The sequence below is a fragment of the Candidatus Omnitrophota bacterium genome, from assembly GCA_028715965.1.
Taxonomy (GTDB): domain Bacteria; phylum Omnitrophota; class Gorgyraeia; order Tantalellales; family Tantalellaceae; genus JAQUQS01.
Window position 1 is genome coordinate 80,461 of record JAQUQS010000007.1, and the last position, 26,392, is coordinate 106,852.

Here is a 26,392-nt window from a genome sequence, read left to right on the forward strand (position 1 = left end):
GGTCACGCTTTGTCCCTGGTCTTGGCGGACAAAAGCCCCAGGAAATCCTCTTTGCTCATCACGCCGAGGTCTCCTTCCTTTTTGGACCTTACCGACACCGTTCCGTTCTGCATTTCTTTATTTCCAAGTATAGCCATATATGGTACTTTTGCCAACTCCGCGTCCCTTATTTTACGCTGCATCTTCTCGTTCCTCGAATCGATCTCCACCCTGAACCCGTTATCGATGAGTTGTGCTCCCAGCTCAGACGCGTATTCCACGTGGGCATCGCTTATCGGGATAAGCTTGGCCTGTACCGGGGCAAGCCATACGGGAAACTCCCCTCCGTAATGCTCTATGACCGCGCCCATGAACCTCTCCAGGCTTCCCAGTATCACCCTGTGTAACATGATCGGGCGTTTTTCGCTGCCGTCATTGTCCACATACTTAAGGTCGAACCTCTCCGGAAGGGCAAAATCACATTGTATGGTCGCGCATTGCCAGGCCCGGCCGAGGGCGTCCTTAAGCTTGATATCTATCTTGGGGCCATAGAACGCCCCGTCACCCTCGTTTATGTCATATTTAAGCCCTTTTTTCTCAAGAGCGTTCGTAAGCGCCTTTGTGGCCTCTTCCCAACCTTCGTCCGTACCGATGGATTTTTCGGGCCTTGTGCTCAGTTCCACTTCAAATTCGGAAAAACCGAACACCTTAAGAGTATCTTCCACAAAATCTATGACCTTCAGGACCTCATCCTCCACCTGTTCTTTCAAACAGAAAATGTGAGCGTCGTCCTGGGTAAATCCCCTGACCCTAAGAAGTCCGTGAAGCACTCCGGATTTCTCGTGCCTGTATACGTTCCCCAGCTCGAAATACCTCTTTGGAAGCTCTTTATAGCTTCTCATCCTGGATGAATACACCAGTATGTGCCCAGGGCAATTCATGGGTTTTACCGCGAACTCCTGGCCTTCGATGTCAAAGATATACATGTTCTCTTTATAGTAATCGTAATGCCCTGACTTCACCCATATGTCGCTTTTCAGGACATGGGGACTGTATATCAATTCATATCCACGCCTTATATGCTGCCTTGTTATATAATCGACTATCGTCTGGCGGAGCATGGCTCCCTTGGGATGGTACAATACCAGACCCGCGCCCATCACGTCGTTGAAACTGAAAAGGTCGAGCTCCTTCCCGAGTTTCCTGTGGTCCCTCTTCTGGGCCTCTTCCCTCACTTCAAGATATCTGTCCAGCTCTTCTTTGGTCTCGAACGCGGTACCGTATATCCGCTGGAGCATAGGATTCTCTTCGCTGCCTTTCCAGTAGGCGCCGGCGACCGACAAAAGCTTGAACGCTTTTACCTCACCCGTAGTCCCCACATGTGGGCCCCTGCACAGGTCAGCGAAATCCCCATGCCGGAACAGGGTTATCTTTTCGTCCCCAAGGCCATCTATTATCTCAAGTTTGTATATCTCGCCTTCGGCCTTGAAAAGATCTACGGCTTTCTCTTTCCCTATCTCTTCCCGGGAAAAAGGAAGGTCGGCCTTTATTATCCTTTCCATCTCCTTCTCGATGGCCGGCAAGGCCTCCAAGGAAAGCATGTTCCCATCTTTCCCGTTATCCCCGTTCTTCGCGCATCCGGAAAAATCGAAATCATAATAGAATCCGTCCGATATGGACGGACCTATCCCCAGCTTTACACCCGGGTAAAGTTTTTTGACAGCGTCCGCCATTATATGCGCGGCGCTATGCCTTATTTTTTCCAGTCTTCCCTCTTTCTCACTCATAACTGCAGCTCTTTTACAGCTTCTTTCCGCGACAGGTTTATGGTGGGCGATACTGGGATCGAACCAGTGACCTCCACGATGTCAACGTGGCGCTCTAACCATCTGAGCTAACCGCCCATGCCTGTACGCAATATATTATATATAAAAGCCTTTTGGCAGTATATACTTTTCTCACACCTGCATCCCCGACCCGATACAGTTATATACTGGTGGGCGAGGAGGGATTTGAACCCTCACAGTCTCGCGACCGAAGGATTTTAAGTCCTTTGCGTCTGCCAGTTCCGCCACTCGCCCGCCGTAAACGTCGCTCCTCTTCTCCGGCAGATACTGCCGGGCGGCTTTATTACCAAATACTGGAGGCGCGGACCGGAATCGCACCGGTGTACGCGGTTTTGCAGACCGCTGCCTATCTACTCGGCCACCGCGCCCCGCTTTTATGCCTTAATATTATAACTATTTTGCCTGCCGGCCGTTATAATAAACAGTTAAATTATCACAATACCTTTAAAAAGTCAAATAGCATTATCTGCTATGGTGTTCGCCGGTTCATCACTTCTTCCACTCGACCTCACCGCTCACATAAAGTACGTTCTTACCCCCATTAGGATGGTTATCCTGCTTATCCTGTAAAAGCGGGATCGAGAAAGGGTCCTTTACGGACAATCCGCCCGTATATATGTACCCCTGGTCCGCCTTACCGGCCCCTTTCCTCTTGGAGGCGGGACAAGCCAACAGGTCCTTGTCGGACAGGTATTCTTCCGCGTACAATGTGTCGAGGTCCTTTGGGAACATACCGTCATGTTCCCTGGCATATATATAAAGGGCCAGTCCTATCTGGTACATGTTATTGGCGCACTCTATCCTGTCCATACGCTCATTTGTTTTCATAACTACAGGCATTATAAGGAGAACCACGCCTATTACTATGGCGAACACAAGTACGAGCTCGCTTATCGTGAATCCTTTTTTCATCCTTTTCCCATCGTTTGCCCGGCCATTTCGATCACCGTCCTGGCTAATTGTCTTTTGGTCACACCCCTGAACTCGCGTTCTTCCCCGTGTTTCGACAATATAGTATAATCATACCCCCCGGGACGCTCGTTCTCCCCGAAAGGGGTCCTGGATCCCGATACTTCGTTTATTACGATCATATCGAGCCCTTTTCCCTCCAGTTTTGCCTTCCCGTTAGAAAGGGCATTTTCCGTTTCCAAGGCGAACCCTATCCTGACAAGTCCGTTCATATCTTTTATTGAAAGCAGGATATCCGGGTTTTTTTCCAGTTCAAGTGTTATCTTCTCCGCTTTTTTGATCTTTTTCTCTTCTTTTTTTACCGGTCTGAAATCGCAGACCGCCGCGGCCATTATTATACAGTCTCCCGTCCTGATCCGTTTCTTGACCGCTTCTTCCATTTCCGAAGCCGTTTCCACGCTAACAGCCTCTACGTCTTCCGGCAGAGGGATCGACACCGGCCCGGTTATAAGGACCACTTCGTATCCGCTCTTGACCGCCTCTTCCGCCATCAAGTACCCCATCGTACCCGTTGAACGGTTCGAGAGGTACCGCACCGGGTCAATGCCCTCGATCGTAGGGCCGGCCGTTATTATTATCCTCTGTTTGGTATTAATGTTCCTGGTCATGTCAGCATGGTCCCGGATACCACTATAACGCCAGTATCTTTTCGGTTTCCAGGACTATCGTTTCTACGGGGGCAAGGTGCCCTATACCGGTCTTGCCGCAGGCCAGAGGGCCTTTTACCGGTGAAACAAAGTAATATCCCTTATTCCTCAGATATTCTATCTTGTCCTGTATTATAGGATTATCGAACATGTTGTCGTTCATAGCGGGGGCGAACACTACCGGCCCCTTATACGCGCATATTACGCACGAAAGAAGATCATCACAAAGCCCGGCGGCTGTTTTCGCTATTATATCCGCGGTAGCAGGCGCGATCAGGATAATATCCGCTTCTTCCGCCAGGGAAATATGTTCCGGCTTCCTTTTATCGGGCATGCGGAACATGTCGGAGAAGGCTTCTTTCCCGCTCAGGGTCTCAAGTGTAAGCCGGGTAATGAATTTGTCCGCGTCGCGGGACATGACACACCTCACCTCATACCCCTTATGCCTAAAGAGGCGTATCATTTCACAGGACTTGTAAGCCGCTATGCTCCCGGTCACGCCAAGGAGAACGACTTTCTTCCCGGCCTCGTTCATTTGCCGCTCGTTTTCTTTAGTTTTACTTTCCCGGCGGATATCTCGCGTATGGCCGTAGTAGTGACCTTTTCCTTGGGGTCTGCGTCCACCAGAGGTTTCATGCCCGAGTTAAGCTCCATGGCCCTTATGGCCGCCATATTACAAAGCTTGTATAAACTGCCCGTTCTCTCAATAAGCGCTTGTCTGGATATCTTTTCCATTTTGTCCTGTCCTTTTGTCGATTTTTTCACGGTTACGTCTCTCGTTCTCTATGATACCGGCCAGTTCTTCCACTGCCCGGGTAAGGTCCTTGTTCACGATAAGGTAATCGTATTCATCCGCCGCGTCGATCTCTTTTTTAGACTCCTGCAGCCGCCTTAACACCTGGGCAGCTTCGTCCGTATTCCGTTTGCGCAGCCGCTCCGCCAGTTCCTGACGTGACGGCGGCATTATGAACACGCTTATGGCGTCCTGGTATATATCCTTGACCGACCTGGCCCCCTTAACGTCTATGCTGAGGATTATGTCCCGTCCTTCACCAAGGACACTATCGACCTGTTCCCTGGAAGTACCGTAATAGTTGCCGAAGTTCTCTTCCCATTCAAGGAAATCCTTGTTGTTCTTCCTCTCCTCGAATTCTTCCTGGGACACGAAATAATAATCCTCCCCCTCGACCTCCCCTTCCCGCCTGGGACGTGTTGTGTAGGAGATCGACCGGCCGACCTCGGGCATCCTGCTGATCAGCGCGTTGACGATGGTCGTCTTGCCGCTACCTGACGGAGCCGATACTATCACGACTATTGGTCCTCTTGTCGCCATTTTCCTATTCCACGTTCCTTATTTGTTCCCTGATACGCTCCACTTCGCTCTTAACATCTATTACCATGGTAGCTATCCGGAAATCGCTGGACTTGGCCCCTATCGTGTTGGCTTCTCTCTGCATTTCCTGCGCGATGAAATCCAGTTTTTTCCCCGCGTCCGTTCCCACTACCTTGAGCGCCTGCCGATATTCCTTCAGGTGAGCGTTCAAACGCGTTATTTCCTCGGCTATATCACAATTCTTGGCAAAAGCCGCGACCTCGTTCTCGAGTTTTTCTTTTTCGAACTCCGCTTCGCCGGAGATCTTTTTTATGGACTTGAGGAGCTTCCCCCTGTAATCCGAAGCACATTGTTTTTCGTATTTTTTTATGAGCTTAAGGCTCTTTTCTATGCTGCTGAGCCTGCCCGTGAAGTCCACGGCCAGATGCTGGCCTTCCTTTTTCCGGTAGTTCACCACATGTACAATGGCCTTGTCGAGCGCTTTCTCTATATATGGCCAGAGTTTTTCCTCTTTTTTCGTGGAAGCGGCTTCCACCACTCCCGGAAGGGCAAGGACATCCCGTATCTCCAGCTCTCCGCCGACACCCAGCGCTTTCTGGGCCTTCCTGATCTTGTTCAAGTATTCTTTCGCCGTATTCTCATTAACGGTTATGCTCTGGAGCGGCTTGCTTTTACTGGTGCTTTCCCTGGATATCTTGACGAACACTTTCCCGCGGTATATCTTGCCCTCAAAGACCTTCTGTACTTTCTCCTCCAGGAAAAAGAACCCGCTTACCGGATTACACGTTATGCTGAGACCTTTATGGTTCAGCGTTTTTATTTCCACATCTATCTTCCCGTAAGGCGAATCCTCAACGGCCTTTCCAAACCCGGTCATTGACCTTATCATGCGACTCTTCTCCTTATTGCGACACTTAAGACCAGGCTTTCCTGGCAATGGTCTCTTCTTTGTCATACGACGGATATATATCCACGATTATCTCCTCGGGACTGAACCATAGTTTTATTTCGCGTTCCGCGTCTACCTGGTTGGCGGAAGCGTGTATAACGTTCTCATATACGCCTTTTGTGGTGATCCTGCCGTAAGCTCCTCTTATCGAAACGCTATCAGCCTCTTCAGGGTTGGTCTTCCCGCATATTTCCCGGACCTTGCTTATCGCGTTCTCCCCCCAGTAGACAAGAGCCATAACTTTTTTCTTGTGATATTCCCCCATTATGTACTTGACCAGGTCCTCGAAGAACGGCTTATCTTGTAGTTCCTTATAATGTTCCGCGGCCAGGGCCCGGCTGACCCGTACCATTTTCGCGCCTACTATCTCCAATTTGGTTTCCGACAATCTCGTAAGTACGTTCCCCGTAAGGGATTTCGCCAACCCATCGGGTTTGATCAGGACCAATGTCTGCTCGTTCATATATCGCCGCCCCTCTTTAATATTGTGAAAAAACTGGTCAATCATGGAGCCCCACGGACATGCCCGTGGTCCCTAAATTATCCTCCTTCGCCTACTTACATTTATATTATCCGGCTACGGAGGATCATCCGCCATTTCATTTTATAACGAAATCCGCCGAAGTAACGTTTCTACGAAGACGGATAAACTTATATTCTAGCAACTAGCGGCGAAAAGTCAACATTCATGATGTTCCAGAGGCGGGAACCGTATTAGAACACTATTATGAACTCTCCCCGGGGCTTATTTTCGGCAAAATACGCGGCAAGCTCTCCAGGCGTCCCTCTTTTAACTTCCTCGAACTTTTTCGTTAGCTCTCTTGCCACGGCTATTTGCCTCTCTCCAAGGATATCCCGGCAATCCTCCAGGAATTTGACGAGCCGGTGGGGGGATTCGTACAGGACGACCGTCCTTTCTTCGTCTTTCAACTTCTCAAGGTGCTTTCGGCGCCTGGAAGGTTTGCTTGACAGGAAGCCTTCGAACACGAAACTCGCGGTGGGTCTTCCCGACAAAGTTAAAGCGGTAATGGCCGCCGATGGGCCCGGAATGGCCGTTACAGGCACATCGGCTTTTATACATTCGGAAATAAGTACGCTTCCCGGGTCCGAGATCCCGGGGGTCCCCGAATCCGAAATAAGAGCTATGTTCATGCCTTCTGAGAGCATGCGGACAAGTTCAGGCGTTCTTTTCCCTATATTATAAGAGTGGTAACTGGTAAGTTTGGTGGATATCGCGTATTCCCCACACAGGATAGAAGCCCTCCGGGTATCCTCCGCCGCGATGAGGTCGACTTCCTTGAGGACCCTTATTGCCCTAAGGCTCATGTCCTCAAGGTTCCCGATCGGTGTACTTACCACGTATAATGTGCCCATATGACCTTCGGTATCCGGTTCATTTCGGCAATGCCGTCATGGCGAATACCATAACAAAAAGAGCCACTGTTTCTATAACACCCAGCACCATTATGTAATTGCCGAACCCTTTTCCCGTTTCTCCAAGCGCGTCCGCCGCGCTGGCTCCGGCCTTACCCTGCATCCAGGCGGAAGCGCCCAGGGCGAGCCCGGAAGCTAGTCCAAGCGCCATCTGGTACGGATATGTGGTCGGGTCCAGGTTCGCCGACTGTATAGCGTTCCTGAGTATCATCCCGTATATGGTCTGCGAAAGCGGCGCTCCCACAAAGGCCACAAGGATGAACGGGGCCATTTTGTTCTGTATAAAAGCTTTTTTCCACGCGCCTATGGCGGCCATCCCGGCTATGCCGGTCCCAAGGGCCGATCCTATAGCGGCGAAAGACAGCGAAAATCCCATGTCACCTAACCCGGAAACCATATTTACCTCCTTTTATGATACAAAGAACTTTAAAGCTCCGTTCCACTTCCCCCGAAAGGGTCATATTTCCTGCCGGACCACTGCATGCCAAGATGCCCCGAGAACTCAAGCATGTTGAGCCGTATCCCGTGCACGATAACCGCCATGCAAGCGAGTATTATGTTAAGCGCGTGCCCCATAAAAAGTATCATGGCGGCCATGAGGGACCCCACTATGCCCTTTGCCCCTCCCAGGGCCATGCTATTAAAACTGTCCGCGACGACTACCGTCGCGAACCCCACCGCGAAAAGCCTTAAATAAGAAACGACATCCGAGAAAGAACTTATTACGCTCAAGGGAAGGTCCGCCAGGGTGGCCAGGGCCCCCTTGACTATACCCCTCTCGGTATTCGAGAAGAACAGCACACAGACGATCCCCGCGATGAACATCCATCCCGCGTACGGCGGAAAAACATTGCCAAGCACGAATTTCCCGGCGGCAAAGAACATGCTCCATAAGATGGCTATCCATCCTATTTCCGATACGGCCTTAGGGGAATTTATGACCCGAATGGCCTTTAGCGCGTGGGCGATGGTAAGATGTATCGCCCCGATCACGAAACATATGAATATCATCAGGTTCTGGTTGTCGCCGGCGAAACTACTTATCGCGGGCACTACCATGTCCCGAAGAAGCGGGAGTTTCGCCAGTTTTTCCGATCCGAACCACGTTCCCGTAATAGTGCCCCAGATAACGGTAGCCGTACTGAGTACGTACATCAGTATGAACGGTTCACGTGGAGCGTTCCTCAATTTCCGCCTGGCGACCGCCGTCAATATAAGGAATAATATGCCATATCCCGCGTCCCCAACGAGCATGGCGAAGAACAGGCTGAAGAACAGGAGAAAATATACGCTTATATCGTATTCCCCGTATCCCGGCAGCGTGTTCATGAACTTGAACACAGGGTCTATTATCCTTATCCACGCGGGATTGGTTATAAGGGTCGGGGTAACATCCGGGTCATCCGGGTCGTTTATGAGATAACCCGCTCCGGCGGCTGAAGCGAGTTCCTTTATCCTGCCTATCTTACTGGCCGGACAGAATCCCTGGACATACGCGAAACCGACCTCTTCCTGCATGCCCAGACGTACCCTGGTGAACTCGAGTTCCTGCCTTATCTTTTCCCTTCCTTCCCTCAACCTCCCCATATGGGCCGCTTCATCCAGTAACACTTTCTCATTAGCGTCAAGCTCCGACATGGCAAGGGCCAGTTCTTCTCTCAGCGTATCCGGGGACTCTTCGGGTACCGGGATCTCATCGAATGGAAGTGTTTTATCCTGGTCTCGCGTGATCAGAGCTACCAGGGCCTGTTTGCCGTCGTACCCGACTATGTGACATTCTTTTTCATCCTCCAGCGTTTTCAGGCCGGCCTTGTCCACACGATACAGTTTTATATTCACCCCACGCCCGGCGATACTTCTGATGTCCGCGGGATCTATTTCCCCCCAGACAGAGAACCAGCCAAGCTTACCTTTCAACGAACTTATCTTTTCGGCTATGACGCCCTTTTCCCTGGCATACTCCAATACCCGGTCCGCGCTTTCGACATGGTCGCCCTTTGCTTGCCCGCCAAGGTTTGCCGCCCGCGCTTTTTTCTCATACCGCGAAAGTGCCTCTATAGCTTTATCCAGTTTGTCTATCCGGTCCTCAAGATAGGACGCTTCGTGTCCCCGGGGTTCACGCACATGCTGTATATGCAATACGCCGGCTTCGCGAAGACCCTTGATGAACCTGTCTCGCGCCCGGGCTGAAACGAGCATGGTTATTTTTTTCATTCGTTCGATCATGGCACCCTGTTCTCCGTTAGCATACTTGGGTCTTATTGCCCCGTCGCCTGCAGTTTTTTCTGGATCTTTTCTTTGGCTATCTTGCCCGTGACCACGGCGGCTGTCTGCATATCACCAAGGTATATTTGTATCTTCCGTATGTTATCTTTGGCGCTGGGGATCATGACCTTCTCGAAAAGGTTGACCCGTTGCGTCGTTATCCTCAGTTCTTCTTTTACAAGTTCATCCTGCCTGAACAGGATAAGCGTTTTAGCGTTCAGTTCAATGACCCGCTTGACCGCCTCGATACCGTCCTTTATCCAGAGAGGTACTTTCATAGGGTCGTATCCCGTCTCCTTAAAGACCGCTTTTTCAAAGACCGGGATATCTATACCCGCGATGTTCCCTTCCTGGGTCTCTATCTTTTCAATCGAGACCAGATCTTCTATCCCGGCCTTTTCCGCGAATACGTCCACCCACTTATATATATTCGCTTTCTCATAGGCCTTTTCCTGTTTGACCTTTTCCAGCTCATTATGTATCTTAAGTATCTCCGTCTGCAGCTGCTGTTTCTTGAGTATGAGCGTGGGCAGGTACTGCCGGAACCTTTTCAGCGCGTCCTTCTGTTTTTTCAGTTCATTCTTTGTCAGCCGTATCTTCCCCATCGCCGCCTCAAATTATTGTTTCGGCCAGAATTTATCCACGAGTTCCGACCTGAAATTCGTCTCTTCCGGCTTGAAACAGTCCGCTAATATCTTCCACCCGTTGTCCAGGGCCTCCTCAAGCGGGGTGTTGACCCCGAGGTCCATCATATGGGACTCGAAAAGTCCTCCGTACTTAAGCATTTTCTTGTCCCAGTCGCTCATCCTGAACCCCATGGACCTTTTTTCTTCCGTTTCCCTGTAATCCGCGTACAGCTGTATCATGCCGTCCATTATGGCCCTATGGTCCTCTCTCGTGTCTTTATTGACCTGTTGTTTAAGCCTGCTCAGCGACCCGAAAGGCTCTATGCGCCCGTTCCTAAGGTAGAATTGCCCTTCCGTTATGTATCCGGTGTTATCGGGAACGGGGTGCGTAACGTCATCACCCGGCATTGTTGTCACGGCCAAGATGGTTATCGACCCGGCCCCTTCAAAATCTACCGCTTTTTCATATCTGGCGGCCAGCTGGCTGTAAAGATCCCCGGGGTAACCCCTGTTCGATGGGACCTGTTCCATGGTTATCGCTATTTCTTTCATGGCATCGGCGAAATTCGTCATATCCGTCAAAAGCACGAGTACCTTTTTCCCATGGAGGGCGAAGTTCTCCGCCACCGCGAGAGAAAGGTCCGGCACCATAAGACCCTCGACCGTAGGGTCAGCGGCGGTATGAACGAAAAATATGGCCCGGGAAAGAGCCCCGCCTTCCTCAAGGGTATTCCTGAAGAACATGTACTGGTCGTACTTAAGGCCTATACCGCCAAGTATGATTATGTCAACCTCTGCCTGCATGGCAATACGCGCCAAAAGCTCGTTATACGGCTCGCCTGACACGGAAAAGATCGGCAGTTTCTGTGACTCGACCAGTGAATTGAAAATATCTATCATGGGGATATTCGTACGTACCATGTTCTTCGGTATGACCCTTTTGGCCGGATTCGCCGAAGGACCCGCTATCTCGACCAGGTTGTCGGTTATGGCCGGGCCCTTGTCCCGAGGTTCTCCGCTCCCGTTGAATATGCGTCCCATCATGTTATCGGAGAATCCCACCTGCATCGGGTGTCCAAGGAACCTTACCTCGTCACCGGTAGAGACACCGCGCGCTCCGGCAAAGACCTGCAGGTAGACCAGATCACCGTCAAGCCGTATTACCTGGGCGAGGGACTTTCCCCGCACACTGGTTATTTCGGCCAGTTCCTCATATCCCACCCCGTCGGTCCGGACGGTTATTACGTTGCCGGCGATATTAAGGATTTTTGTGCATACTTTCCTCATTATTGTCACCTTCCAGTATTTTATCTATTTCCTTCTCGATCTTCTTAAAATCATCACTTTCCATTTTCTTGTAGTTCCAGTCTATGAACTTGTGCCTGAGATTATAGAAAAAGTCCCTGGCATCGGCTTTTTCCTTGATAACAAATTCCTTTTCGAGCACCACGATGACCTTCCCGAAAACATACTGCTGGCGGTCACCGGACGTCGCGGCGTCCACATCATCGAACCCGTTCTGCTGCAGGTATACGCCGTCGAGAAAATCACTCTTCAGGGAGATGATAAAATCATCGATGGATATACCCTCTTCTCCCACGACCTTCATCATCTGTTTTACTTCCTCTCCCTTGGAGAGGATCCTCTTTGCCGTTTCCCTTTGTTCGTCAGGGATAACGCTTTTATACTTGCTCCAGCTTTCCAGCGGATCGATAGAGGGGAATTTCCTGGCATCGGCCCGGGCCCTTGAAAGGCCATGGAACGCGCCTACCACTTTAAGCGTCCCCTGGGTGACCGGTTCCTCGAAGTTCCCGCCCGCCGGGCTGACGGTCCCACCTATCGTAAGGCTCCCGGTACTGCCATCATGCAGCCTTATAAGTCCGGCCCTTTCGTAGAAACTGGCTATTCTGGATTCCAGATACGCGGGATACGCTTCTTCCCCGGGTATTTCCTCGAGCCTGCCGGATATTTCCCTCATGGCCTGGGCCCACCTTGACGTTGAATCCGCCAGAAGCAGCACGTTAAGCCCCATTTGCCGGTAATATTCGGCAAGTGTCGTAGCGGTATAGACCGATGATTCTCTTGCCGCCACCGGCATTGAAGATGTATTGCATATGATTATCGTTCTTTCCATAAGGGGCTTCCCGGTACGCGGGTCAGTTATCTCCGGGAATTCCTTTAGCGTTTCCACAACTTCGCCGGCCCTCTCCCCACACGCCGCTATTATCACTATATCCACATGCGCGTGCCGGCTGGTGATCTGCTGGAGCACGGTCTTACCCGCTCCGAACGGGCCGGGGATGCAATATGTCCCGCCCTTGGCTATGGGGAACATCGTATCGATGATACGGACCTTCGTTTCCAGCGGGTCCACCGGCTGGAGCTTTTCCCTATACGCGGTCACGGGTATCTTGACCGGCCAGTTGAACGTCATTGTGACATTGATATCCTTCCCCTTATCTGTCTTGAGCCTGGCGACCGTATCCTTGATCCTGTACTTGCCCGCCGGGGAGACCTCTTCTACCGTGTATTCTTCCGTCAGGTCGAACGGGACCATGATCTTGTGCTCAAAGATGCCTTCGGGAACATGCCCCAGCGCCATTCCTCCGGTGACCTTGTCCCCTTTCTTCGCGGTCGGAGTGAACTCCCATTCTTTGTCGGAAGATATCGCCTGGAGCTCTTCTCCTATCGGGAGGAAGAACCCGAATTTTTCGGCCATTTCCGGTAGGGGGTTCTGGAGCCCGTCGTATATCTGCGTAAGTATACCCGGACCGAGCTGGACTGACAGCATCTCGCCAGAGAACTCGACGTCATCGCCCACCTTTATGCCCTTGGTGAACTCGAATACCTGAAGAAAAGCCCGGTCGCCGTTTATCTTTATTACCTCGGATTTAAGCCTCTTATCTCCGGTGACCACATACGCGACCTCGTTCTGTATGATGTCTCCCGTAAAACGCACCGTCATCATGTTGCCGTTAACCCCGACGACCTTACCCGTTTGTCTGTTCATCTTTTACCTCACATAGATTATAAAAAAATTTTTCGCCTTCATCCTTGTTGAACGCGGCCAGCCGTTCTTTTATCCTTAACTTCAGGTAATAGATCGCGAGCGCGTTGATACTGAAAAACCCGTCCGCCGCCTTTCCTTCCAGGAAATCCCACTTGGCCCTTTCATATCTCTCCTCCATGACCAGGGGGTTTTCCGCGCCAAGGACCCCTTTAGCCGCGTCCGGCACATAGGTCCTTTCGCTTGCTCCCGGTTCTTTCGCTCTTACGATAGCCCGCCTGAGGGTCATTTCGAACTCCCTCCATTCCCCGGCGAACACGCGTCCTTCCGCGACCGCCTCGTCCTGTCCATCGCCAAACCCCGTAAGGACCCGCATTTCATCCTCAGGGACCCACTTGGCGCATTCCTCAAGAAAGCTCCCGGAAGACATAGGGACTTCAGCGTCGAATTTCAAATACGGCAATGATGCGACCAGATAGTAATATTTATCCATGATTCATCCGCGGCATGTTGATCACTCAACGGCCTTGCTCAGCATCTCGTTTATCTTTGGGTTGAGGAACGTCTTGAGCGCTTCCGCGACCGCCTCGTCGGTAAAATCATAATACGCCTCTTTCCCCTTCAACCCCACACGGAACCCGCTTTCCACGTTCCTGGACACTTTGATGGTCATCCCGCTGCCCATTTTTTCGTTCAGCGCGGCCTTTAGGGCCTCTCCGAGCTGCTTTTCATCCTTTTCTCCCACCAGGACCTCCAGCGCGCCGCCGTCCCGGCTTACCGTATCGGCAAGTTTGACTATAACATCCTTCATGACATCGGGAGTCATGCTCTCGGACACTTTCGCCTTCAACACCTCGCCAAAAAGCCTTATTATACTGTCTTTTAGCGTCAGGATAACGTCCCTTGCCGCCTGCCTTACCGCTTCCTCTCCGCTTACCTTTATCTTTTCGGCTTCCCGCGCGGCTTTCTGGAGCATAGCGTCGCTGTCTTTCTTCGCCCGCCCTTCTATCTCGGCGGCCTTTTTCCTGGCCTGGGCGATAAGGTCCTGCGCCTGTTTTTCCGCCTCGTCCACGCCTTCCTGTTTGATCTTGCTTATTATATTCTGAAGGTCCATCTCCATGATAACTCCTCCCCAAATTTATTTACGCTACGTCAACGCTAAATCCGTGAACGCGGACAAGCCCGCTACGTTAAAATAGATACAAGTAAAACATTCCCGCTCTCGGTAATGTGTTCGGTCCCCGTGCCGTATCCTATGTTATTTCGCGCTTTTCCGTGACCCCGGCTTGACCAGCGGCAACCCTTCCTTGCACAAAGGGCATTCCTCCGGACGAAAAGTAGGTACGTTCAATTTTAAAAGACTTTCATACTTTATGCCCCCGAAGTCCAGTGTACCACCGCTCCTGTCGACCAGGGATATTATCCCGACGGGCTCCATACCATCCTCGGCCAGAAGAGATATCACTTCCCTTACAGACCCTCCCGTGGTAAGGACATCTTCGGCTATAAGTATCCTGTTCGCTGGAATGGCCCTGAAACCGCGCCGCAGGGTCATTTTCCCCTCGGCGTTCCTTTCCGTGAAAATAGCGCGCGCGTTAAGATGTCTGGCGATCTCGTACGCCAACACCACCCCTCCCATGGCCGGTCCTATGATAAGGTCTGGGGCCTTATCCTTGAACCTTTCGGCCAGAGGAGCGCACAACCTGGACGCTATGATCGGGTCCTGGAGAACAAGGGCACATTGAAGATATGAACCGGAGTGTAGTCCGCTGGAAAGCAGAAAATGTCCGGTTTGATAGGCGTTTATCTCCGAAAATATCTCGATTATCTCTTTCTCTTGCATTTTTCCTTGAACTCCTTTTAGCCATATATATTAGCATAGTTATAATATGCTGTCCATTTCGTTTAATATTTTTCGCGCCGCTTCGCGCGGGTCCTCTGCCTCCAGTATAGGCCTGCCCACGACAAGATAGTCCGCGCCTTCATTTATGGCCGCGGAGGGCGTAAGCACCCTTTTCTGATCTCCCGCAACAGACCACTCGGGCCTTACTCCGGGAGTGACCACCACAAAATCCCCGCCTATGTCCTTTTTTATCCTGGCCGCTTCCTTCGCGGACGCCACAACGCCATCAAGCCCGGCGTCGCGGGCTATTCTTGCCAATTCCAGCACCTTGTCCGTCACCGTGCCTGACATCCCCAGCTCTTTAAATTCCGCCTCTCCCATGCTGGTAAGTATCGTAACCCCCAGCAGCAGGGGCCGGTCCTTGGATGTCCCGGCACCTTGGACCGCGGCCTCAAGCATTGCCTTGCCTCCCAGGCAATGAAAATTCATCATGAAAACATGTTTTTTCGTCCCTTCACGCGCCGCGTTCCTGACCGTATTCGGGATGTCGTGGAACTTGAGGTCAAGGAACACCTTCTTGCCAAGCGCTTCAAGGTGCCGAAGTATCCCGTCCCCGTACCCGGTGAACGGGGCTATCCCGACCTTGAATATATCCACTTCCCCGGCAAGGAGGTCCACCATCCTCCGGGCAGAGTCATGATCTTCCACATCCAGCGCCACAATAAGCCTGTCTCTGGCTTTCATCTTTCCCCGGTCCTTTCCCCCGCCTCGAGCGCGCCCGTGAGTTCAGAAGCGTTCTTGATATGATGTTCGGACAAATAGTGCCTGAATTCGGCGAGTATACGTTCATAAGAAACCGGGTCCGCGAGATTGGCGGTACCCGTCTGCACGGCGGCCGCCCCGCATAACATGAATTCCGCTATGTCGGTCCCGGTCATTACCCCTCCTATACCGATCACCGGGATCTTGACCCTCTTATGCGTATCGTATACGGCTTTCAAGGCCAAAGGTTTTATCGCTGGCCCGCTGAGCCCGCCGAAGACGTTACCCAGTACCGGTTTTCTTTTTGCCGCGTCCACGGCCATTCCCAGATACGTATTGACCAGGACCACGCCATCCGCTCCGCCCTGTTCGGCGGCCATCGCTATTTCGCTTATATCCGTGACGTTCGGTGTGAGCTTGGCGAAGACGGGACAGCCCGCTTTCTTCTTAACGATCCTTACCATTTCTTCGGTCGCCTTCGCGTCCTGGGCGACAAGCCGGCTGCTCGTTCCACTGTGGCGCACGTTCGGGCAAGACAGGTTAAGTTCCAGCGCGTCCGGAGAACATTCGCCGGAAAGGACCGCGACACACTCCGCTATCCCGTTCGCGTCCCCGGCGATGCTGACGATAACACGCGTATCAAGCTTTATGAGCTTTTTCAGGGTATCCTCCACAAAGGCCCTGACCCCCTTATTCTCAAGCCCTATGGAATTAAGAAGACCCGAAGCCGTTTCCACGATCCTGGGGGGAGGGTTCCCCTCCCGACCGGCGAGCGTTACCGTCTTCGTTATTATGGCCCCGACCTTTTCCAGGTCAATGATATCGTCGAACTCCCACCCGTTCCCGAATGTGCCCGACGCCACCCATACGGGGTTCTTGAAATCGATACCCGCTATCCTGGTGTTGAGTTCCATATGCTCCTATCCATTCGCTTTTTCATGGGCCCAGTCAATGATACTATGGTCGAATACCGGCCCGTCCTTGCATACAAGTTTATATCCCGTCCTTGTCCTTATGGCACAACCCAGACAGGCGCCGATACCACAAGCCATGTACGCGTCCACCGACACCTCTGCGGGGATACCATATTCATCAGCTATCCCGGACACCGCCGCCAGCATGGACCGCGGCCCGCAGGCGAATATCGTCGTCGCCCCTTTTCCCCGTGCTTTCAGGCTATCCGTTAAGGGCCCGGTAACATATCCTTTGTGCCCCGCGTCACCCGACTCCGTGGAGATGTGGACCTTTGCGCCCGTATCCCTTGTCTTGTCCGCGCAGACCACATGGGATGCCGACCTGGCCCCGATGAATACTTCCGTATCTATTCCCTTACCCGTCAGTACCCTGGCCAGGAAATATAACGGGGCGATGCCGTGCCCGCCGGCGACCAGGAACGCTTTCGCTCTTTCGCTTCCTTCGACCGGGCCTATGTTAAAGCTGTTCCCAAGGGGCCCCAACACATCCACCATGTCGTCCTTTCCCATACATTTCAAGGCATGGGTCGCCTCTCCGACCACCTTGTAAAGAAGGCATATATATCCAGGGCCGGCGTCGTGTATGCCCAAAGGTACGCGCAAAAGCTGTGCCTCATTATTTATTTTAACATTCACGAATTGGCCGGGCCGCGATATGTCCGGCAGTACATCCGAAGCTATTTTCATCTCGAAATGGTCCGGGGCTACGTTCTTGTTATGTATGATCTTTCCCTGTATCACATGTTTTTTGTTTTCACACATAAAAGTCTTCCACTTTAACTGATATATAGCTTAATTGTGGGCTAATTCTCACATTTTACCCTTTATATACTATTTTTCCTCCACATATCGTGTATACTGCGGCGCCCTTCATCTTTTTCCCGATGAAAGGTGAATTCTTGGACTTGGACCGGATCTTGTCGGCGGAGTATACCCATTCTTTCTCCGGGTCTACGATAACGATATCAGCCACCGCCCCTTCCTGTAAGGTCCCCCTATCATATCCCAGTATCCTTGAAGGCGTAGTGGACATCTTATCCACAAGCCCCTCCCAGTTAAGATATTCGCCATCCACGAGCTCCTGTATCCCCAGGGAAAGGGCCGTCTCAAGTCCTATCATGCCGAAGGGGGCGTAATCGAACTCTTTCTCCTTCTCGTTCTCCGGATGCGGCGCGTGATCTGTCGCTATAACATCTATCGTGCCGTCCTCGATGGCTTCCTTTATGGCCTTTACGTCCTCGGCCGTTCGCAGGGGCGGGTTGACCTTTAGATCTGTATCATACCCCCTCAAGGCCCCGTCAGTCAACGTAAAGTGGTGCGGGGTCACTTCGCATGTAACGTTCACGCCGCGTTTTTTCGCCTTTTTTATTATGTCTATACTTTCCGCGGTCGATACGTGGGCGATATGGAGCCTGGCCCCCGTAAGCTCCGCTAGCCTTATATCCCTCTCGACCACGGTTATCTCCGCTTCCCTCGGTATGGGAGCAAGCCCCAGAAGCGTGGAGAAGTACCCTTCGTTCATGACCCCGTCCCCGGCCAGGGCCTTATCCTCACAATGCGATATTACAAGAAGCCCGTTCATGGACGCGTACTCAAGCGCCCTCCTCATGAGCGACGCGTCAGGGACGGAAGACCCGTCGTCAGATACCGCCACACATCCCGCCTCCTTGAGTTCGGCCATTTCGGAGAGTTCAAGCCCTTCACGTTTTTTCGTTATTGCGCCGATGGGAAGCAGGTTGCATTTTTTTAGGTCCCTGGCCCTTTCCAGGAGAAAGGTCACGTCCGCATGGCTATCGCACGCGGGCTCGGTATTGGGCATCGGGCACACCGTAGTATACCCGCCGCTCACAGCGGCATTCATCCCCGTAGCTATGGTCTCGGCTTCTTCCCTGCCGGGTTCCCTTAGATGGGTGTGCATATCCACGAATCCCGGCGCCACGATCTTCCCTTTCGCGTCGATAAGAACGGCGTCTTCATCCTCAAGCCCTTTACCTATTTTGGATATCCTGTCTTTTTCAATTAAAATATCGTATTTCGCGTTCCGTCCGCAGGAAGGATCTACAACCCAGCCGTTCTTTATCAACATTTTCATGTCTGCTCCGTTATATTTTGGATAAACACAGTTTATTTTACGTTATTTCGCGTATTTCACTCCACCATCTCGCTCTTTGCGCGGCTTAACAGATACATTACCGCCATTCTTATCGCCACACCATTGGTTACCTGGTCCAGAATGACCGAATATTCGCTGTCCGCTACATCCTGGCTCAATTCTACCCCCCTGTTTATGGGACCGGGGTGCATGATCACCATGTCTTTTTTGGCATACCTGGCAAGCAATTCAGAATTTATCCCGAATCTTTTGATATATTCCCGGATACTGGGAAAATACTGCTTCTTTTGCCTTTCCAACTGTATCCTGAGCACGTTTATGGCGTCCGTGTCCTTTATGGCGTCGATAAGGTCATAGGTGACCCTTGCCCCCATTTTCTCTATCTGAGCGGGCATCAGGGTTTTGGGCCCACACACTGTTACCTGTGCTCCCAGTTTTGAAAGCGCCCATATGTTACTCCGCGCCACCCGCGAGTGCGCGATATCCCCTATTATGCTTACCCTCTTGCCTTCCAGTGTCCCGAACTTTTCCCTGAGCGTATACGCGTCCAGCAGGGCTTGTGTCGGGTGCTCATGCGAACCATCCCCCGCGTTTATGACCGACGACGAGACCTCCCTTGCCAGGAAATGCGGCGCGCCGGGGCATGAGTGCCGCATTATGATCATGTCTATCTTCATGGCTTCCAGGTTCCTTACCGTATCCTTGAGCGTTTCCCCCTTCTGGAAGCTTGATGAAGCCGCGGCCACGCTCAAAGTGTCCGCGCTAAGCCTTTTAGCGGCCAACTCAAAAGATGCCCGGGTCCTCGTGGATGGCTCACAGAAAAGGTTGACTATGGTCTTCCCTCGAAGCGTTGGCACCTTGGGAATGGGCCGGCTCAGGACCTCCTTGAACCCCCTGGCCTGGTCCAGGATAATAACTATCTCTTCGCGGGAAAGGTCCTCAATGCCGAGAAGGTGTTTCTTTTCCCAATTGAAGGTTTTTCTTTTATTCATTATGCTCCGCTCCTCTTTTATCCCAGCACCACTACTTCTTCAACATCGTCGCTTTCCTTAAGCCTCACCTCTACGCTTTCCTTCTTGGACGTGGGGATGTTCTTCCCGACAAAATCCGGCCTTATGGGAAGTTCCCGGTGCCCCCTGTCCACAAGAACGGCTAGTTGTATGACCGCCGGGCGGCCGAAATCTATAAGCTCGTCAAGGGCGCACCTTACGGTCCTTCCTGTGGAAAGGACGTCATCCACAAGGACCACTTTCCTGCCCGTGATATCGAACTCTATTTCCGTGGAATGTAGCTGCGGTTGTTCCGCCACCTCGGTAAGATCGTCCCTGTATAAAGTTATATCTATCGCCCCTACAGGGATATCCACGTTCTCTATCTTTTTGATGTTCGAGGCTATCCTCCTGGCGAGGAACTCTCCCCTTGTTTTTATCCCAATGATCACGAGCTCGGCCGTCCCCTGGTTCTTTTCCAGGATCTCGTGGGCCATTCTTTGCAGGGTCCTTTTTATCCCAGCCGGGTCCAGTACTTTTGATCTTTCTTTTAATGCCATGTTCTCTCCTTTAAGTCCCGCGTGTAGTCTTATGTTCCTGTTGCGTAAAATTAGTGCTGGGTTCTCGATAGTGGCCTAGCTCGGAAACCCGCTATCTCAAAAAAAAAGCCTCCCTGTCATCCGACAAGCAGGCTAATACAGTTCTTTCCCATCTTTGATCACTCCTTTTAGGTCTCTCCGGACCTGTTTAAAGGCTGATATCCTTTTATGGATAGTACTATCTTTTCCGGATATTGTCAAGGTAAATGTACTTTCTGGGCGGGTAACTGTCTTTTGGTAGTTTTATTGTCGCGGAAACCCGTAAAGGGTTATCTCGTTTGTTTAACGATGTTTATATAAAGTACGCCTTTCCGGAACTCCTGCTCGGGGACATAAGCGTCCATTTGCCCATCCTTAATAACGCTTTCCGTCTCCGCCGCTATCCCGGTCATATCCTCTAGCGTCATTTCCCGGCCCGCTTTTCCCATCAACATATTTGCTGTCTCGAAAGCTACCACCTTATCCAGCCGTACCCCTTTACCCTTGTTAAGCTTGATCGCTTTTATAAAGACCTTTTCTCCCGGGACCATCTCTAGTGCTGGCGCGTCAATGGCCGGTATTTCCGCGCGCGAACTCGCGAACTCCCTTTCTTCTTCAGACTGCCTGACCTTATCGGTATATTGCTGAAGTGACCCGCCTACCGTAAGACCATCCGCGACAGCCGGCAGAAATAGCGACGCAATGATAATTAGCGTTATACGTGTCCTCATTTGGCTTTCCGTTTCGCCGGAAGCGTATTAGTATACTTTCTCATCTCGTACTCCACGTATCCCGCCAATACTTCCTGCACCTTCTCGGGCGGCGGGACCACGAAATAATTTGTCTGCACCGCGTGTCCCAGCTCATGCCCCAGCACATTTATGTTGATGTTCTCACCGTCAATATAAAGCGCATTAAGCATGGATACATAGAACCCGGCCGTCTTCGGTATTTTGCGCCCGAACAGTTTTTCCGCTATTCCCGCAAGACTTTCCCAGTCCTTGCAGATCTTTACGTCACAATTGAACCTCGGGACCCTCATATCGAGTATCTCGGACACGGTCAGGAACATGGTGTCAAACTCGCCTCCCATGGAATAAGGGCTTGGCGCCGGTTCCCGAAGAAGCGCTTTAAGGCTTTGCGGCACGGATATCCGCATAAGCAAGGTCTCCTGGTCCACGCCATTCTCGATATATATGGTAAAGTACCGGCTTTTTACCGTTTTCGCGGTCTTAAACCCGTCGTTCACCTTCATGGAAGCCGCGAACGCGTTCCCACCGGCGGACATAAGCACTGCCATGAGCGCGATAACGACCAGACCCCGGCTAAGGGGCCTTTTATATCTTGTATTTTGAGAGCTCAGAGTCTATCCTCCCGATGTTGTCGCTTATTTTTCCCGTATCCGCGGATCCGAGCCCGCGTTTGACCTCTTCCCAATCGCTTTTTATGGTCCCAAGCGACCTTTGTAGCTCCACTCTCAGCTCATCGAATTCAGCGGCTGTTTTCTTAAGCTGGTCCTTGGCGCGGATATGTATAGAGCCTCTCAGGTCGCCGCTTTTTATCCTTTCCAGTTCTTTCTGCAACCTGAAAAGCGGGCCGGATATCCGGTGTGAGGTAAAAAGGGTAACGGCTATGGTCATTACGGCCGTGAACACGGTAACTATGATAAGTATCCAAATGACCGTAGGCAGTATGAAATCCGCCGTCGTTTTAACGACCACCTTCAGGTTCTCGAAGGCCACGGTAGTGGTTTGCTGGTTCAGAAAATACGTGAAAAGCCCTATCAATACGCTGGCAATGACTATTATCACGCAAAATTTCGTTATAAACCGTGACTGGAAACTCTTATCAATGAAATAGTTCTTTCTCCTGTTCTGCGTGGAATCGTTCATATTTTACCTCCCGGGGCCTATTCAACCCCTATGGCTTTCCTGTCAACCTGTATATTCGCTTTGTTCTTAAGGCTCTGTATCCATGTTTCCAAGAGTATGGACTGTTTTTCCCTCATGAGCTGCCACCTTATAACATCCCTGAGCTCATCCAGCGTTTTCGTGTTCTCGGGATTGGCTTTGATCCATTTCGCGTAGAAATCCTCGACTTCCTGGTCCGACACGCTGAGCTGGGTAGCGACTTCCCGCATTTTCGCCTCGATGACTATCTTGAGCAGTGATTGTTCCCAGAAGTTCTGTATCGCGTCCAGGAAAGGCTTTTGCTTATCAAGGTTCTCTTTTACCCCTTCCTGAAGTATGAGTTTACGGTTGATAAGCGTTTCGAGGAAAGATTCGCGGCTTGCGGGCGTATCTTCCGGGAACCCGGCCTGGGAGAACATCTCCGTGAATTCCGCGGCAGACAACGGATAGTCGTTTATCCTGACCACCACCTCTTCCCCCGATGGCTTGGACGAACATCCACTGCCCAGGGAAAAGACCGCCGTTACGACAAGTATGAACACCCCGTAGGCGACGCGTACAGGGATCTTTTTAAGAGCACACATATATATCCCTCCTTTGTTATTATCTCTATTATATCAATTATAATGCTTTCGGCGTAAAAGAAAAGAAAAAGCCACTCCTTGTGGGGAGTGGCTCTTTCCGTAACCGTCTAGCGCCCGTTTAGGCCTGCGGCTGCCCTTTATCCTCTTCCTCCTGAAGCGCGAGCGGCAAGAGAGATGGATCGACCGCGTTCAGGTTCCCGTCGATGAAATCATACATGTCCGTGCCAAGCGGCGTGGTCTCATACATGGTCATCTCGGTAAGAGGATGATAGAAGAAGAGCTGCGCTTTGTTCGATATCAGTGATATCGGTCCCTGCGTCTGGGCTATCTGGTTCCCCGTGACTACCGTAAGGTCCGGGATCCTGAACTTGAGCTGCTCGGAGAGCAGCCTGCTGAGGTCCATAAGGAACGGTATCTCGGGATATATCTGGTTTATTATCGTATATCCGGTCGACGGCACAGGGCGCTGACTGACAGGATAATTCGCGAACGGCACCCCGCAACCCGTGGATACATCGTCATAGAACACATATCCCGGGGACGAAGCCACAATCGGGGTGACCGGAGCCGTATAATAGTTCTTCGGCACTCCCGGCCTCACTATGCCCTGTATCGCGCCGCTTATCCCCAGCGTACCCGCGAAACCATCGTCGTACGGAGAAGAGACCCTTCCGCCCATCCTGAGCGTAAGTCCCGCCGAAGACGTTCCGCCGCTCGGCAGCGCCGAGTTGTTTCCGGCAAGGTTCCCGGCAAGTACCTGTATGTTCACTTTAAGCGGGTTATACGCCGCCGGGGTAAGGTCGCCCGACGGGCCCGGAAGGCCTGCCGGTGAACCTACGCCAATAGTACCTGTCGGCGCGTTGAAGTACGAGTACCCGCCCGCTATCACGTTCGGTCCGCTCGGAAGAAATGGTGGGTCAAATGTCGGCACTCCAGCCGCCAACTTAACCTTTCCTATCACAACTGGTGCGAAATAATCCGTCTTGGTCCCAAAATAATCCGTCTGAGCGCCCCATTGCGGGTCCAGCGACACATCCATGAGCCAGTTCTGCACCATGGCCGTGGTCGGTGCGGCTATCCCGGCACCCGACATGTACGCGGTAAAGCCCGCGAGATCCGTCATCGGGCACCAGCCGTTACCTGTATATATCGACCCGCCGGTGCTTTCAAGGTATACGCCTCCGTTAGGCGCTACCACAGAGTTGACTATCATATCGTCGGTGGCCACTATGTTGATAAGGCCATTGTTTGCGGCTGTTGACACGCCCATTTCGTTGTTACCCGGCCCCACAGCCCAAGGATCAAGAAGATTGACGGACGGTACATATATGCCAAGCTTGACATCATCTATATCTTTAACATATATATCCCCAGTGCCGTATGATATGGCCGCCAATTGATCCGCGTCCACGTTAAGAGGCGCGAGCGCCGTACCTATCCCGAACTGCGCGACAAGCCTTATATAGTTGGCCGTCACTAGGCTGCCCAGGACATCGGTTATGGACCCTCCATCGGCGAAAATGGCTATTACCGAATCATTCGCTCCAAGAGTCGTAGAATTTGCCGTAAGATTGTTCAGGACCATGTTCCCGCCGGCGATTATGCCTATAGCGGTATGCATAGCACTTGTAGCAACTGTATTGTCTATCGTAACTCCATCCTTTTCGTTGATAAAGATGTTTCCGTTATTCGCTACTGCACGTATAAAATCAACATCCGTATCTATCATATCAGGGTCCGGCCCAAGGAGCAGGAGTTCTCCCAAGGTGGCTGCCGCTACTTTTCCTATATATCCTCCGGCCGTCATATAGAGGTTCTTCGCTTTTATGTTCATTGCGATACCGTTGTTGTCGGTAATATCCCCTGCGGTCGCCGTAAGCGTAACGTCGTTACCGGCGTTTATAGTGCAAAGGCCTATGTTGTTTCCAGCTGTTACGTCAACGTCATTGCCGGCGTTTATCACGCTTGTGTTGTACATCTCCATATCTTTGCCAACATTGATGCTTACGTCCTTACCCGCGTTGATGTTGCTGGAATTGTTCATCGTCATGTCGCTCGCGACCGAAGAACCGGTTATATTGACGTCGTTGCCCGCGTTGATGTTGCTTGCGTCGTTCATAGTTATGTCGTTCCCGACCATCATGGTCACATCCCCGCCGCCTATGGTGTCGTCCGCGCTTATCTTGCTGTTGTCATTCATCGTCACATCATTGGTCACGTTCGCGTCCACCAGGCTAGTCGCTAGTATCTTCGAGTTGTCGTTCATCACAAGGTCCGTAGCGTCCAGGTCCACCGTCGTCGGGTCGATCTGGGCGTTATCGTTCATCGTGATCGTGTTCGCCACGTCCACCTTCGCCAGGTTCACAGCGTCTATCTTCGTGTCTCCCCACATCGTCATGTTGTCGTTCACGTCCAGCTTGACGTCGTGTCCTCCCGTTATGTTGCTCGTTGAGACTATCCCGCTCTGCCCCATAACGAGGTTCTTCATTATATTCACAAGCGCGTCTACCTTCGCCTTGATGTAACTTGAGCCTGTCATCGTCATACCACCGGCAACTACGTCCAGGTTCACGTCCTTGTTCAGAGATTCGATGCTCGAGGTACCGCTCATCGCCACATCGCCTGTCGTTACGTCTATATCCACTCCCTGGCTCGCCTCTATCCTGGCGGCATCCTGCATCGTCATGTTGCCCGTCGCTACGTTGATATCGACTTTTCCGGTAGTTGCGGTTATCGAACTTCCTGTTCCTCCGACCCCGTCCATTGACATGTCTCTCGTTACCGCGACCGTGACGTCATTGTTCGCCGTTATACTGCTGTCGCCTTTCATCGTCATATCGCGGCCTGCCGTTATGTTTGCGTTGTTTCCCGCGGATATCGATGTTTGTTTCCTCATCGTCAGGTCCCTCGTAACGTCTATCTTGGAATTCCCACCGGAGAGAATGCTGCTTTTGTTCTGCATATCCATATCCCTGAGGACTGTCATAGTGAGATCTGTTCCCGCGTTCACTTTGCTCTTGTTCTGCATCGTAAGGTTCCTGCCGACATTTATGACCGCTGTCGTTCCCGCGTTTATAAGGCTCGTGTTCTTAAGGAGAACGTTATTGGCCACACTAAGCACTACGTTCTTAGCCGTTGCGTCCACCGTGCTCCCGTCCGTCATCCTCATATTTCCCAGGGCTACGTTTATGTCAACCTTGCCCGCGTCGGCTTTTATCAAGCTGCCCGCAACTCCGGCTCCGTCGCCATTCATCGTGAGGTCACCCGCGTTCACGTCGACATTAACATCGTTACCCGCCTGTATCCTGCTGGAATTATTCATCGTCATGGTGTTCGCCACGGTGGCGTTAATGTTGTTCGTCGCGAGTACATTACTCGTGTCGTTCATCGTGAACGTCCCGAGGTTCAGGTTCACATCCACCGGATCGATGGAACTCGCGTCGTTCATTACAAGCGCGTTCGTCACCGTCACATCCGCCAGGTTAAGAGCTTTTACCTTGGCGGTATTGTTCATCGTCATGTCGTTATCCACCGTAAGGATAGCGTCGTGCGTCGCGTCTATCCTGGCGGTATCGCTCATCGT

At 51.8% G+C, this 26,392-nt stretch carries 28 protein-coding genes and 3 tRNA genes; all 31 read right to left on the reverse strand.

Annotation, left to right across the window (positions count from 1 at the left end; genetic code table 11):
- Positions 1–2: 2 nt before the first annotated feature.
- On the reverse strand, positions 3–1,766 hold the full coding sequence (gene thrS / locus PHH49_05115) for a threonine--tRNA ligase (protein MDD5488324.1): 1,764 nt from the start codon (positions 1,764–1,766) through the stop codon (positions 3–5).
- 40 nt (positions 1,767–1,806) lie between these two features.
- Positions 1,807–1,883 (reverse strand) — tRNA-Val (locus PHH49_05120).
- A 90-nt stretch (positions 1,884–1,973) separates the two neighbouring features.
- Positions 1,974–2,060: transfer RNA gene (locus PHH49_05125), tRNA-Leu, on the reverse strand.
- 60 nt (positions 2,061–2,120) lie between these two features.
- Positions 2,121–2,194: transfer RNA gene (locus PHH49_05130), tRNA-Cys, on the reverse strand.
- Between the two features lie 121 nt (positions 2,195–2,315).
- Positions 2,316–2,738 carry a type II secretion system protein gene (locus PHH49_05135; GenBank protein ID MDD5488325.1) on the reverse strand — a complete coding sequence of 141 codons (423 nt, stop codon included), beginning with the start codon at positions 2,736–2,738 and terminating at the stop codon, positions 2,316–2,318.
- On the reverse strand, positions 2,735–3,403 hold the full coding sequence (locus tag PHH49_05140) for a phosphopantothenoylcysteine decarboxylase (GenBank protein ID MDD5488326.1): 669 nt from the start codon (positions 3,401–3,403) through the stop codon (positions 2,735–2,737). The genes PHH49_05135 and PHH49_05140 overlap by 4 nt, the downstream gene beginning before the upstream one ends.
- Positions 3,404–3,425: 22 nt before the next feature.
- A complete protein-coding gene (locus PHH49_05145; protein ID MDD5488327.1) occupies positions 3,426–3,977 on the reverse strand; it encodes a flavoprotein in 552 nt (183 codons plus the stop codon).
- Entirely contained in the window at positions 3,974–4,177 is a 204-nt protein-coding gene (rpoZ, locus tag PHH49_05150; protein ID MDD5488328.1) for a DNA-directed RNA polymerase subunit omega, read from the reverse strand. The genes PHH49_05145 and rpoZ overlap by 4 nt, the downstream gene beginning before the upstream one ends.
- Positions 4,146–4,775, reverse strand: coding sequence for a guanylate kinase (gmk, locus tag PHH49_05155; protein ID MDD5488329.1), 630 nt, complete (start codon positions 4,773–4,775; stop codon positions 4,146–4,148). Before gmk ends, rpoZ begins: the two co-directional genes overlap by 32 nt.
- Before the next feature lie 4 nt (positions 4,776–4,779).
- Positions 4,780–5,664 (reverse strand): YicC family protein, encoded by an 885-nt coding sequence (locus PHH49_05160; protein MDD5488330.1) that lies wholly within the window; start codon positions 5,662–5,664, stop codon positions 4,780–4,782.
- A gap of 25 nt (positions 5,665–5,689) precedes the next feature.
- Positions 5,690–6,187, reverse strand: a complete 498-nt coding sequence (locus tag PHH49_05165) for a nucleoside-diphosphate kinase (protein MDD5488331.1) — start codon at positions 6,185–6,187, stop codon at positions 5,690–5,692.
- 251 nt (positions 6,188–6,438) lie between these two features.
- Positions 6,439–7,098, reverse strand: coding sequence for a 16S rRNA (cytidine(1402)-2'-O)-methyltransferase (gene rsmI / locus PHH49_05170; protein MDD5488332.1), 660 nt, complete (start codon positions 7,096–7,098; stop codon positions 6,439–6,441).
- A 19-nt stretch (positions 7,099–7,117) separates the two neighbouring features.
- Positions 7,118–7,555, reverse strand: a complete 438-nt coding sequence (locus tag PHH49_05175; GenBank protein ID MDD5488333.1) for a V-type ATP synthase subunit K — start codon at positions 7,553–7,555, stop codon at positions 7,118–7,120.
- A gap of 29 nt (positions 7,556–7,584) precedes the next feature.
- Complete coding sequence (locus PHH49_05180) at positions 7,585–9,384, reverse strand: hypothetical protein (GenBank protein ID MDD5488334.1); 1,800 nt, start codon at positions 9,382–9,384, stop codon at positions 7,585–7,587.
- A gap of 32 nt (positions 9,385–9,416) precedes the next feature.
- On the reverse strand, positions 9,417–10,028 hold the full coding sequence (locus PHH49_05185) for a V-type ATP synthase subunit D (GenBank protein ID MDD5488335.1): 612 nt from the start codon (positions 10,026–10,028) through the stop codon (positions 9,417–9,419).
- A gap of 12 nt (positions 10,029–10,040) precedes the next feature.
- A complete protein-coding gene (locus tag PHH49_05190; protein ID MDD5488336.1) occupies positions 10,041–11,336 on the reverse strand; it encodes a V-type ATP synthase subunit B in 1,296 nt (431 codons plus the stop codon).
- Positions 11,308–13,059: a V-type ATP synthase subunit A gene (locus PHH49_05195; GenBank protein ID MDD5488337.1), complete on the reverse strand. Its 1,752-nt coding sequence runs from the start codon at positions 13,057–13,059 to the stop codon at positions 11,308–11,310. Before PHH49_05195 ends, PHH49_05190 begins: the two co-directional genes overlap by 29 nt.
- The gene (locus tag PHH49_05200) at positions 13,040–13,549 is read right to left on the reverse strand and encodes a DUF2764 family protein (GenBank protein ID MDD5488338.1); all 510 of its coding nucleotides are present in this window, start codon (positions 13,547–13,549) and stop codon (positions 13,040–13,042) included. The genes PHH49_05195 and PHH49_05200 overlap by 20 nt, the downstream gene beginning before the upstream one ends.
- A gap of 21 nt (positions 13,550–13,570) precedes the next feature.
- Complete coding sequence (locus tag PHH49_05205) at positions 13,571–14,176, reverse strand: hypothetical protein (GenBank protein ID MDD5488339.1); 606 nt, start codon at positions 14,174–14,176, stop codon at positions 13,571–13,573.
- A gap of 138 nt (positions 14,177–14,314) precedes the next feature.
- A complete protein-coding gene (gene pyrE, locus PHH49_05210) occupies positions 14,315–14,899 on the reverse strand; it encodes an orotate phosphoribosyltransferase (protein ID MDD5488340.1) in 585 nt (194 codons plus the stop codon).
- 39 nt (positions 14,900–14,938) lie between these two features.
- On the reverse strand, positions 14,939–15,643 hold the full coding sequence (gene pyrF, locus PHH49_05215; protein MDD5488341.1) for an orotidine-5'-phosphate decarboxylase: 705 nt from the start codon (positions 15,641–15,643) through the stop codon (positions 14,939–14,941).
- Positions 15,640–16,575 (reverse strand): dihydroorotate dehydrogenase, encoded by a 936-nt coding sequence (locus tag PHH49_05220; protein ID MDD5488342.1) that lies wholly within the window; start codon positions 16,573–16,575, stop codon positions 15,640–15,642. The genes pyrF and PHH49_05220 overlap by 4 nt, the downstream gene beginning before the upstream one ends.
- Before the next feature lie 6 nt (positions 16,576–16,581).
- Entirely contained in the window at positions 16,582–17,397 is an 816-nt protein-coding gene (locus tag PHH49_05225; protein MDD5488343.1) for a dihydroorotate dehydrogenase electron transfer subunit, read from the reverse strand.
- A gap of 55 nt (positions 17,398–17,452) precedes the next feature.
- Positions 17,453–18,727 (reverse strand): dihydroorotase, encoded by a 1,275-nt coding sequence (locus PHH49_05230; GenBank protein MDD5488344.1) that lies wholly within the window; start codon positions 18,725–18,727, stop codon positions 17,453–17,455.
- A 56-nt stretch (positions 18,728–18,783) separates the two neighbouring features.
- The gene (locus tag PHH49_05235; protein MDD5488345.1) at positions 18,784–19,740 is read right to left on the reverse strand and encodes an aspartate carbamoyltransferase catalytic subunit; all 957 of its coding nucleotides are present in this window, start codon (positions 19,738–19,740) and stop codon (positions 18,784–18,786) included.
- Between the two features lie 17 nt (positions 19,741–19,757).
- Positions 19,758–20,297 (reverse strand): bifunctional pyr operon transcriptional regulator/uracil phosphoribosyltransferase PyrR, encoded by a 540-nt coding sequence (pyrR, locus tag PHH49_05240; protein ID MDD5488346.1) that lies wholly within the window; start codon positions 20,295–20,297, stop codon positions 19,758–19,760.
- 308 nt (positions 20,298–20,605) lie between these two features.
- Complete coding sequence (locus tag PHH49_05245) at positions 20,606–21,046, reverse strand: hypothetical protein (protein MDD5488347.1); 441 nt, start codon at positions 21,044–21,046, stop codon at positions 20,606–20,608.
- Positions 21,043–21,615, reverse strand: coding sequence for a hypothetical protein (locus PHH49_05250; protein MDD5488348.1), 573 nt, complete (start codon positions 21,613–21,615; stop codon positions 21,043–21,045). The genes PHH49_05245 and PHH49_05250 overlap by 4 nt, the downstream gene beginning before the upstream one ends.
- A gap of 37 nt (positions 21,616–21,652) precedes the next feature.
- A complete protein-coding gene (locus tag PHH49_05255) occupies positions 21,653–22,207 on the reverse strand; it encodes a methyl-accepting chemotaxis protein (protein ID MDD5488349.1) in 555 nt (184 codons plus the stop codon).
- A gap of 17 nt (positions 22,208–22,224) precedes the next feature.
- Positions 22,225–22,809: a hypothetical protein gene (locus PHH49_05260; GenBank protein ID MDD5488350.1), complete on the reverse strand. Its 585-nt coding sequence runs from the start codon at positions 22,807–22,809 to the stop codon at positions 22,225–22,227.
- 118 nt (positions 22,810–22,927) lie between these two features.
- A partial coding sequence (locus tag PHH49_05265) for a hypothetical protein (GenBank protein MDD5488351.1) occupies positions 22,928–26,392 on the reverse strand: 3,465 nt, incomplete at its 5' end.

What these genes read in the sequence shown, in the direction of transcription:
- PHH49_05165 (MDD5488331.1), bottom strand. Translation starts at nt 6,187, where the DNA reads ATGAACGAGCAGACATTGGTCCTGATCAAACCCGATGGGTTGGCGAAA.
- PHH49_05235 (MDD5488345.1), bottom strand. Translation starts at nt 19,740, where the DNA reads ATGAATAAAAGAAAAACCTTCAATTGGGAAAAGAAACACCTTCTCGGC.
- PHH49_05205 (MDD5488339.1), bottom strand. Translation starts at nt 14,176, where the DNA reads ATGGAGATGGACCTTCAGAATATAATAAGCAAGATCAAACAGGAAGGC.
- rpoZ (MDD5488328.1), bottom strand. Translation starts at nt 4,177, where the DNA reads ATGGAAAAGATATCCAGACAAGCGCTTATTGAGAGAACGGGCAGTTTA.
- PHH49_05220 (MDD5488342.1), bottom strand. Translation starts at nt 16,575, where the DNA reads ATGGAACTCAACACCAGGATAGCGGGTATCGATTTCAAGAACCCCGTA.
- pyrF (MDD5488341.1), bottom strand. Translation starts at nt 15,643, where the DNA reads ATGAAAGCCAGAGACAGGCTTATTGTGGCGCTGGATGTGGAAGATCAT.
- rsmI (MDD5488332.1), bottom strand. Translation starts at nt 7,098, where the DNA reads ATGGGCACATTATACGTGGTAAGTACACCGATCGGGAACCTTGAGGAC.
- PHH49_05230 (MDD5488344.1), bottom strand. Translation starts at nt 18,727, where the DNA reads ATGAAAATGTTGATAAAGAACGGCTGGGTTGTAGATCCTTCCTGCGGA.
- pyrR (MDD5488346.1), bottom strand. Translation starts at nt 20,297, where the DNA reads ATGGCATTAAAAGAAAGATCAAAAGTACTGGACCCGGCTGGGATAAAA.
- PHH49_05250 (MDD5488348.1), bottom strand. Translation starts at nt 21,615, where the DNA reads ATGGCAGTGCTTATGTCCGCCGGTGGGAACGCGTTCGCGGCTTCCATG.
- PHH49_05255 (MDD5488349.1), bottom strand. Translation starts at nt 22,207, where the DNA reads ATGAACGATTCCACGCAGAACAGGAGAAAGAACTATTTCATTGATAAG.
- PHH49_05245 (MDD5488347.1), bottom strand. Translation starts at nt 21,046, where the DNA reads ATGAGGACACGTATAACGCTAATTATCATTGCGTCGCTATTTCTGCCG.
- PHH49_05185 (MDD5488335.1), bottom strand. Translation starts at nt 10,028, where the DNA reads ATGGGGAAGATACGGCTGACAAAGAATGAACTGAAAAAACAGAAGGAC.
- PHH49_05160 (MDD5488330.1), bottom strand. Translation starts at nt 5,664, where the DNA reads ATGATAAGGTCAATGACCGGGTTTGGAAAGGCCGTTGAGGATTCGCCT.
- pyrE (MDD5488340.1), bottom strand. Translation starts at nt 14,899, where the DNA reads ATGCAAGAGAAAGAGATAATCGAGATATTTTCGGAGATAAACGCCTAT.
- PHH49_05135 (MDD5488325.1), bottom strand. Translation starts at nt 2,738, where the DNA reads ATGAAAAAAGGATTCACGATAAGCGAGCTCGTACTTGTGTTCGCCATA.
- PHH49_05175 (MDD5488333.1), bottom strand. Translation starts at nt 7,555, where the DNA reads ATGGTTTCCGGGTTAGGTGACATGGGATTTTCGCTGTCTTTCGCCGCT.
- thrS (MDD5488324.1), bottom strand. Translation starts at nt 1,766, where the DNA reads ATGAGTGAGAAAGAGGGAAGACTGGAAAAAATAAGGCATAGCGCCGCG.
- PHH49_05225 (MDD5488343.1), bottom strand. Translation starts at nt 17,397, where the DNA reads ATGTGTGAAAACAAAAAACATGTGATACAGGGAAAGATCATACATAAC.
- PHH49_05195 (MDD5488337.1), bottom strand. Translation starts at nt 13,059, where the DNA reads ATGAACAGACAAACGGGTAAGGTCGTCGGGGTTAACGGCAACATGATG.
- gmk (MDD5488329.1), bottom strand. Translation starts at nt 4,775, where the DNA reads ATGGCGACAAGAGGACCAATAGTCGTGATAGTATCGGCTCCGTCAGGT.
- PHH49_05200 (MDD5488338.1), bottom strand. Translation starts at nt 13,549, where the DNA reads ATGGATAAATATTACTATCTGGTCGCATCATTGCCGTATTTGAAATTC.
- PHH49_05145 (MDD5488327.1), bottom strand. Translation starts at nt 3,977, where the DNA reads ATGAACGAGGCCGGGAAGAAAGTCGTTCTCCTTGGCGTGACCGGGAGC.
- PHH49_05260 (MDD5488350.1), bottom strand. Translation starts at nt 22,809, where the DNA reads ATGTGTGCTCTTAAAAAGATCCCTGTACGCGTCGCCTACGGGGTGTTC.
- PHH49_05140 (MDD5488326.1), bottom strand. Translation starts at nt 3,403, where the DNA reads ATGACCAGGAACATTAATACCAAACAGAGGATAATAATAACGGCCGGC.
- PHH49_05180 (MDD5488334.1), bottom strand. Translation starts at nt 9,384, where the DNA reads ATGATCGAACGAATGAAAAAAATAACCATGCTCGTTTCAGCCCGGGCG.
- PHH49_05190 (MDD5488336.1), bottom strand. Translation starts at nt 11,336, where the DNA reads ATGAGGAAAGTATGCACAAAAATCCTTAATATCGCCGGCAACGTAATA.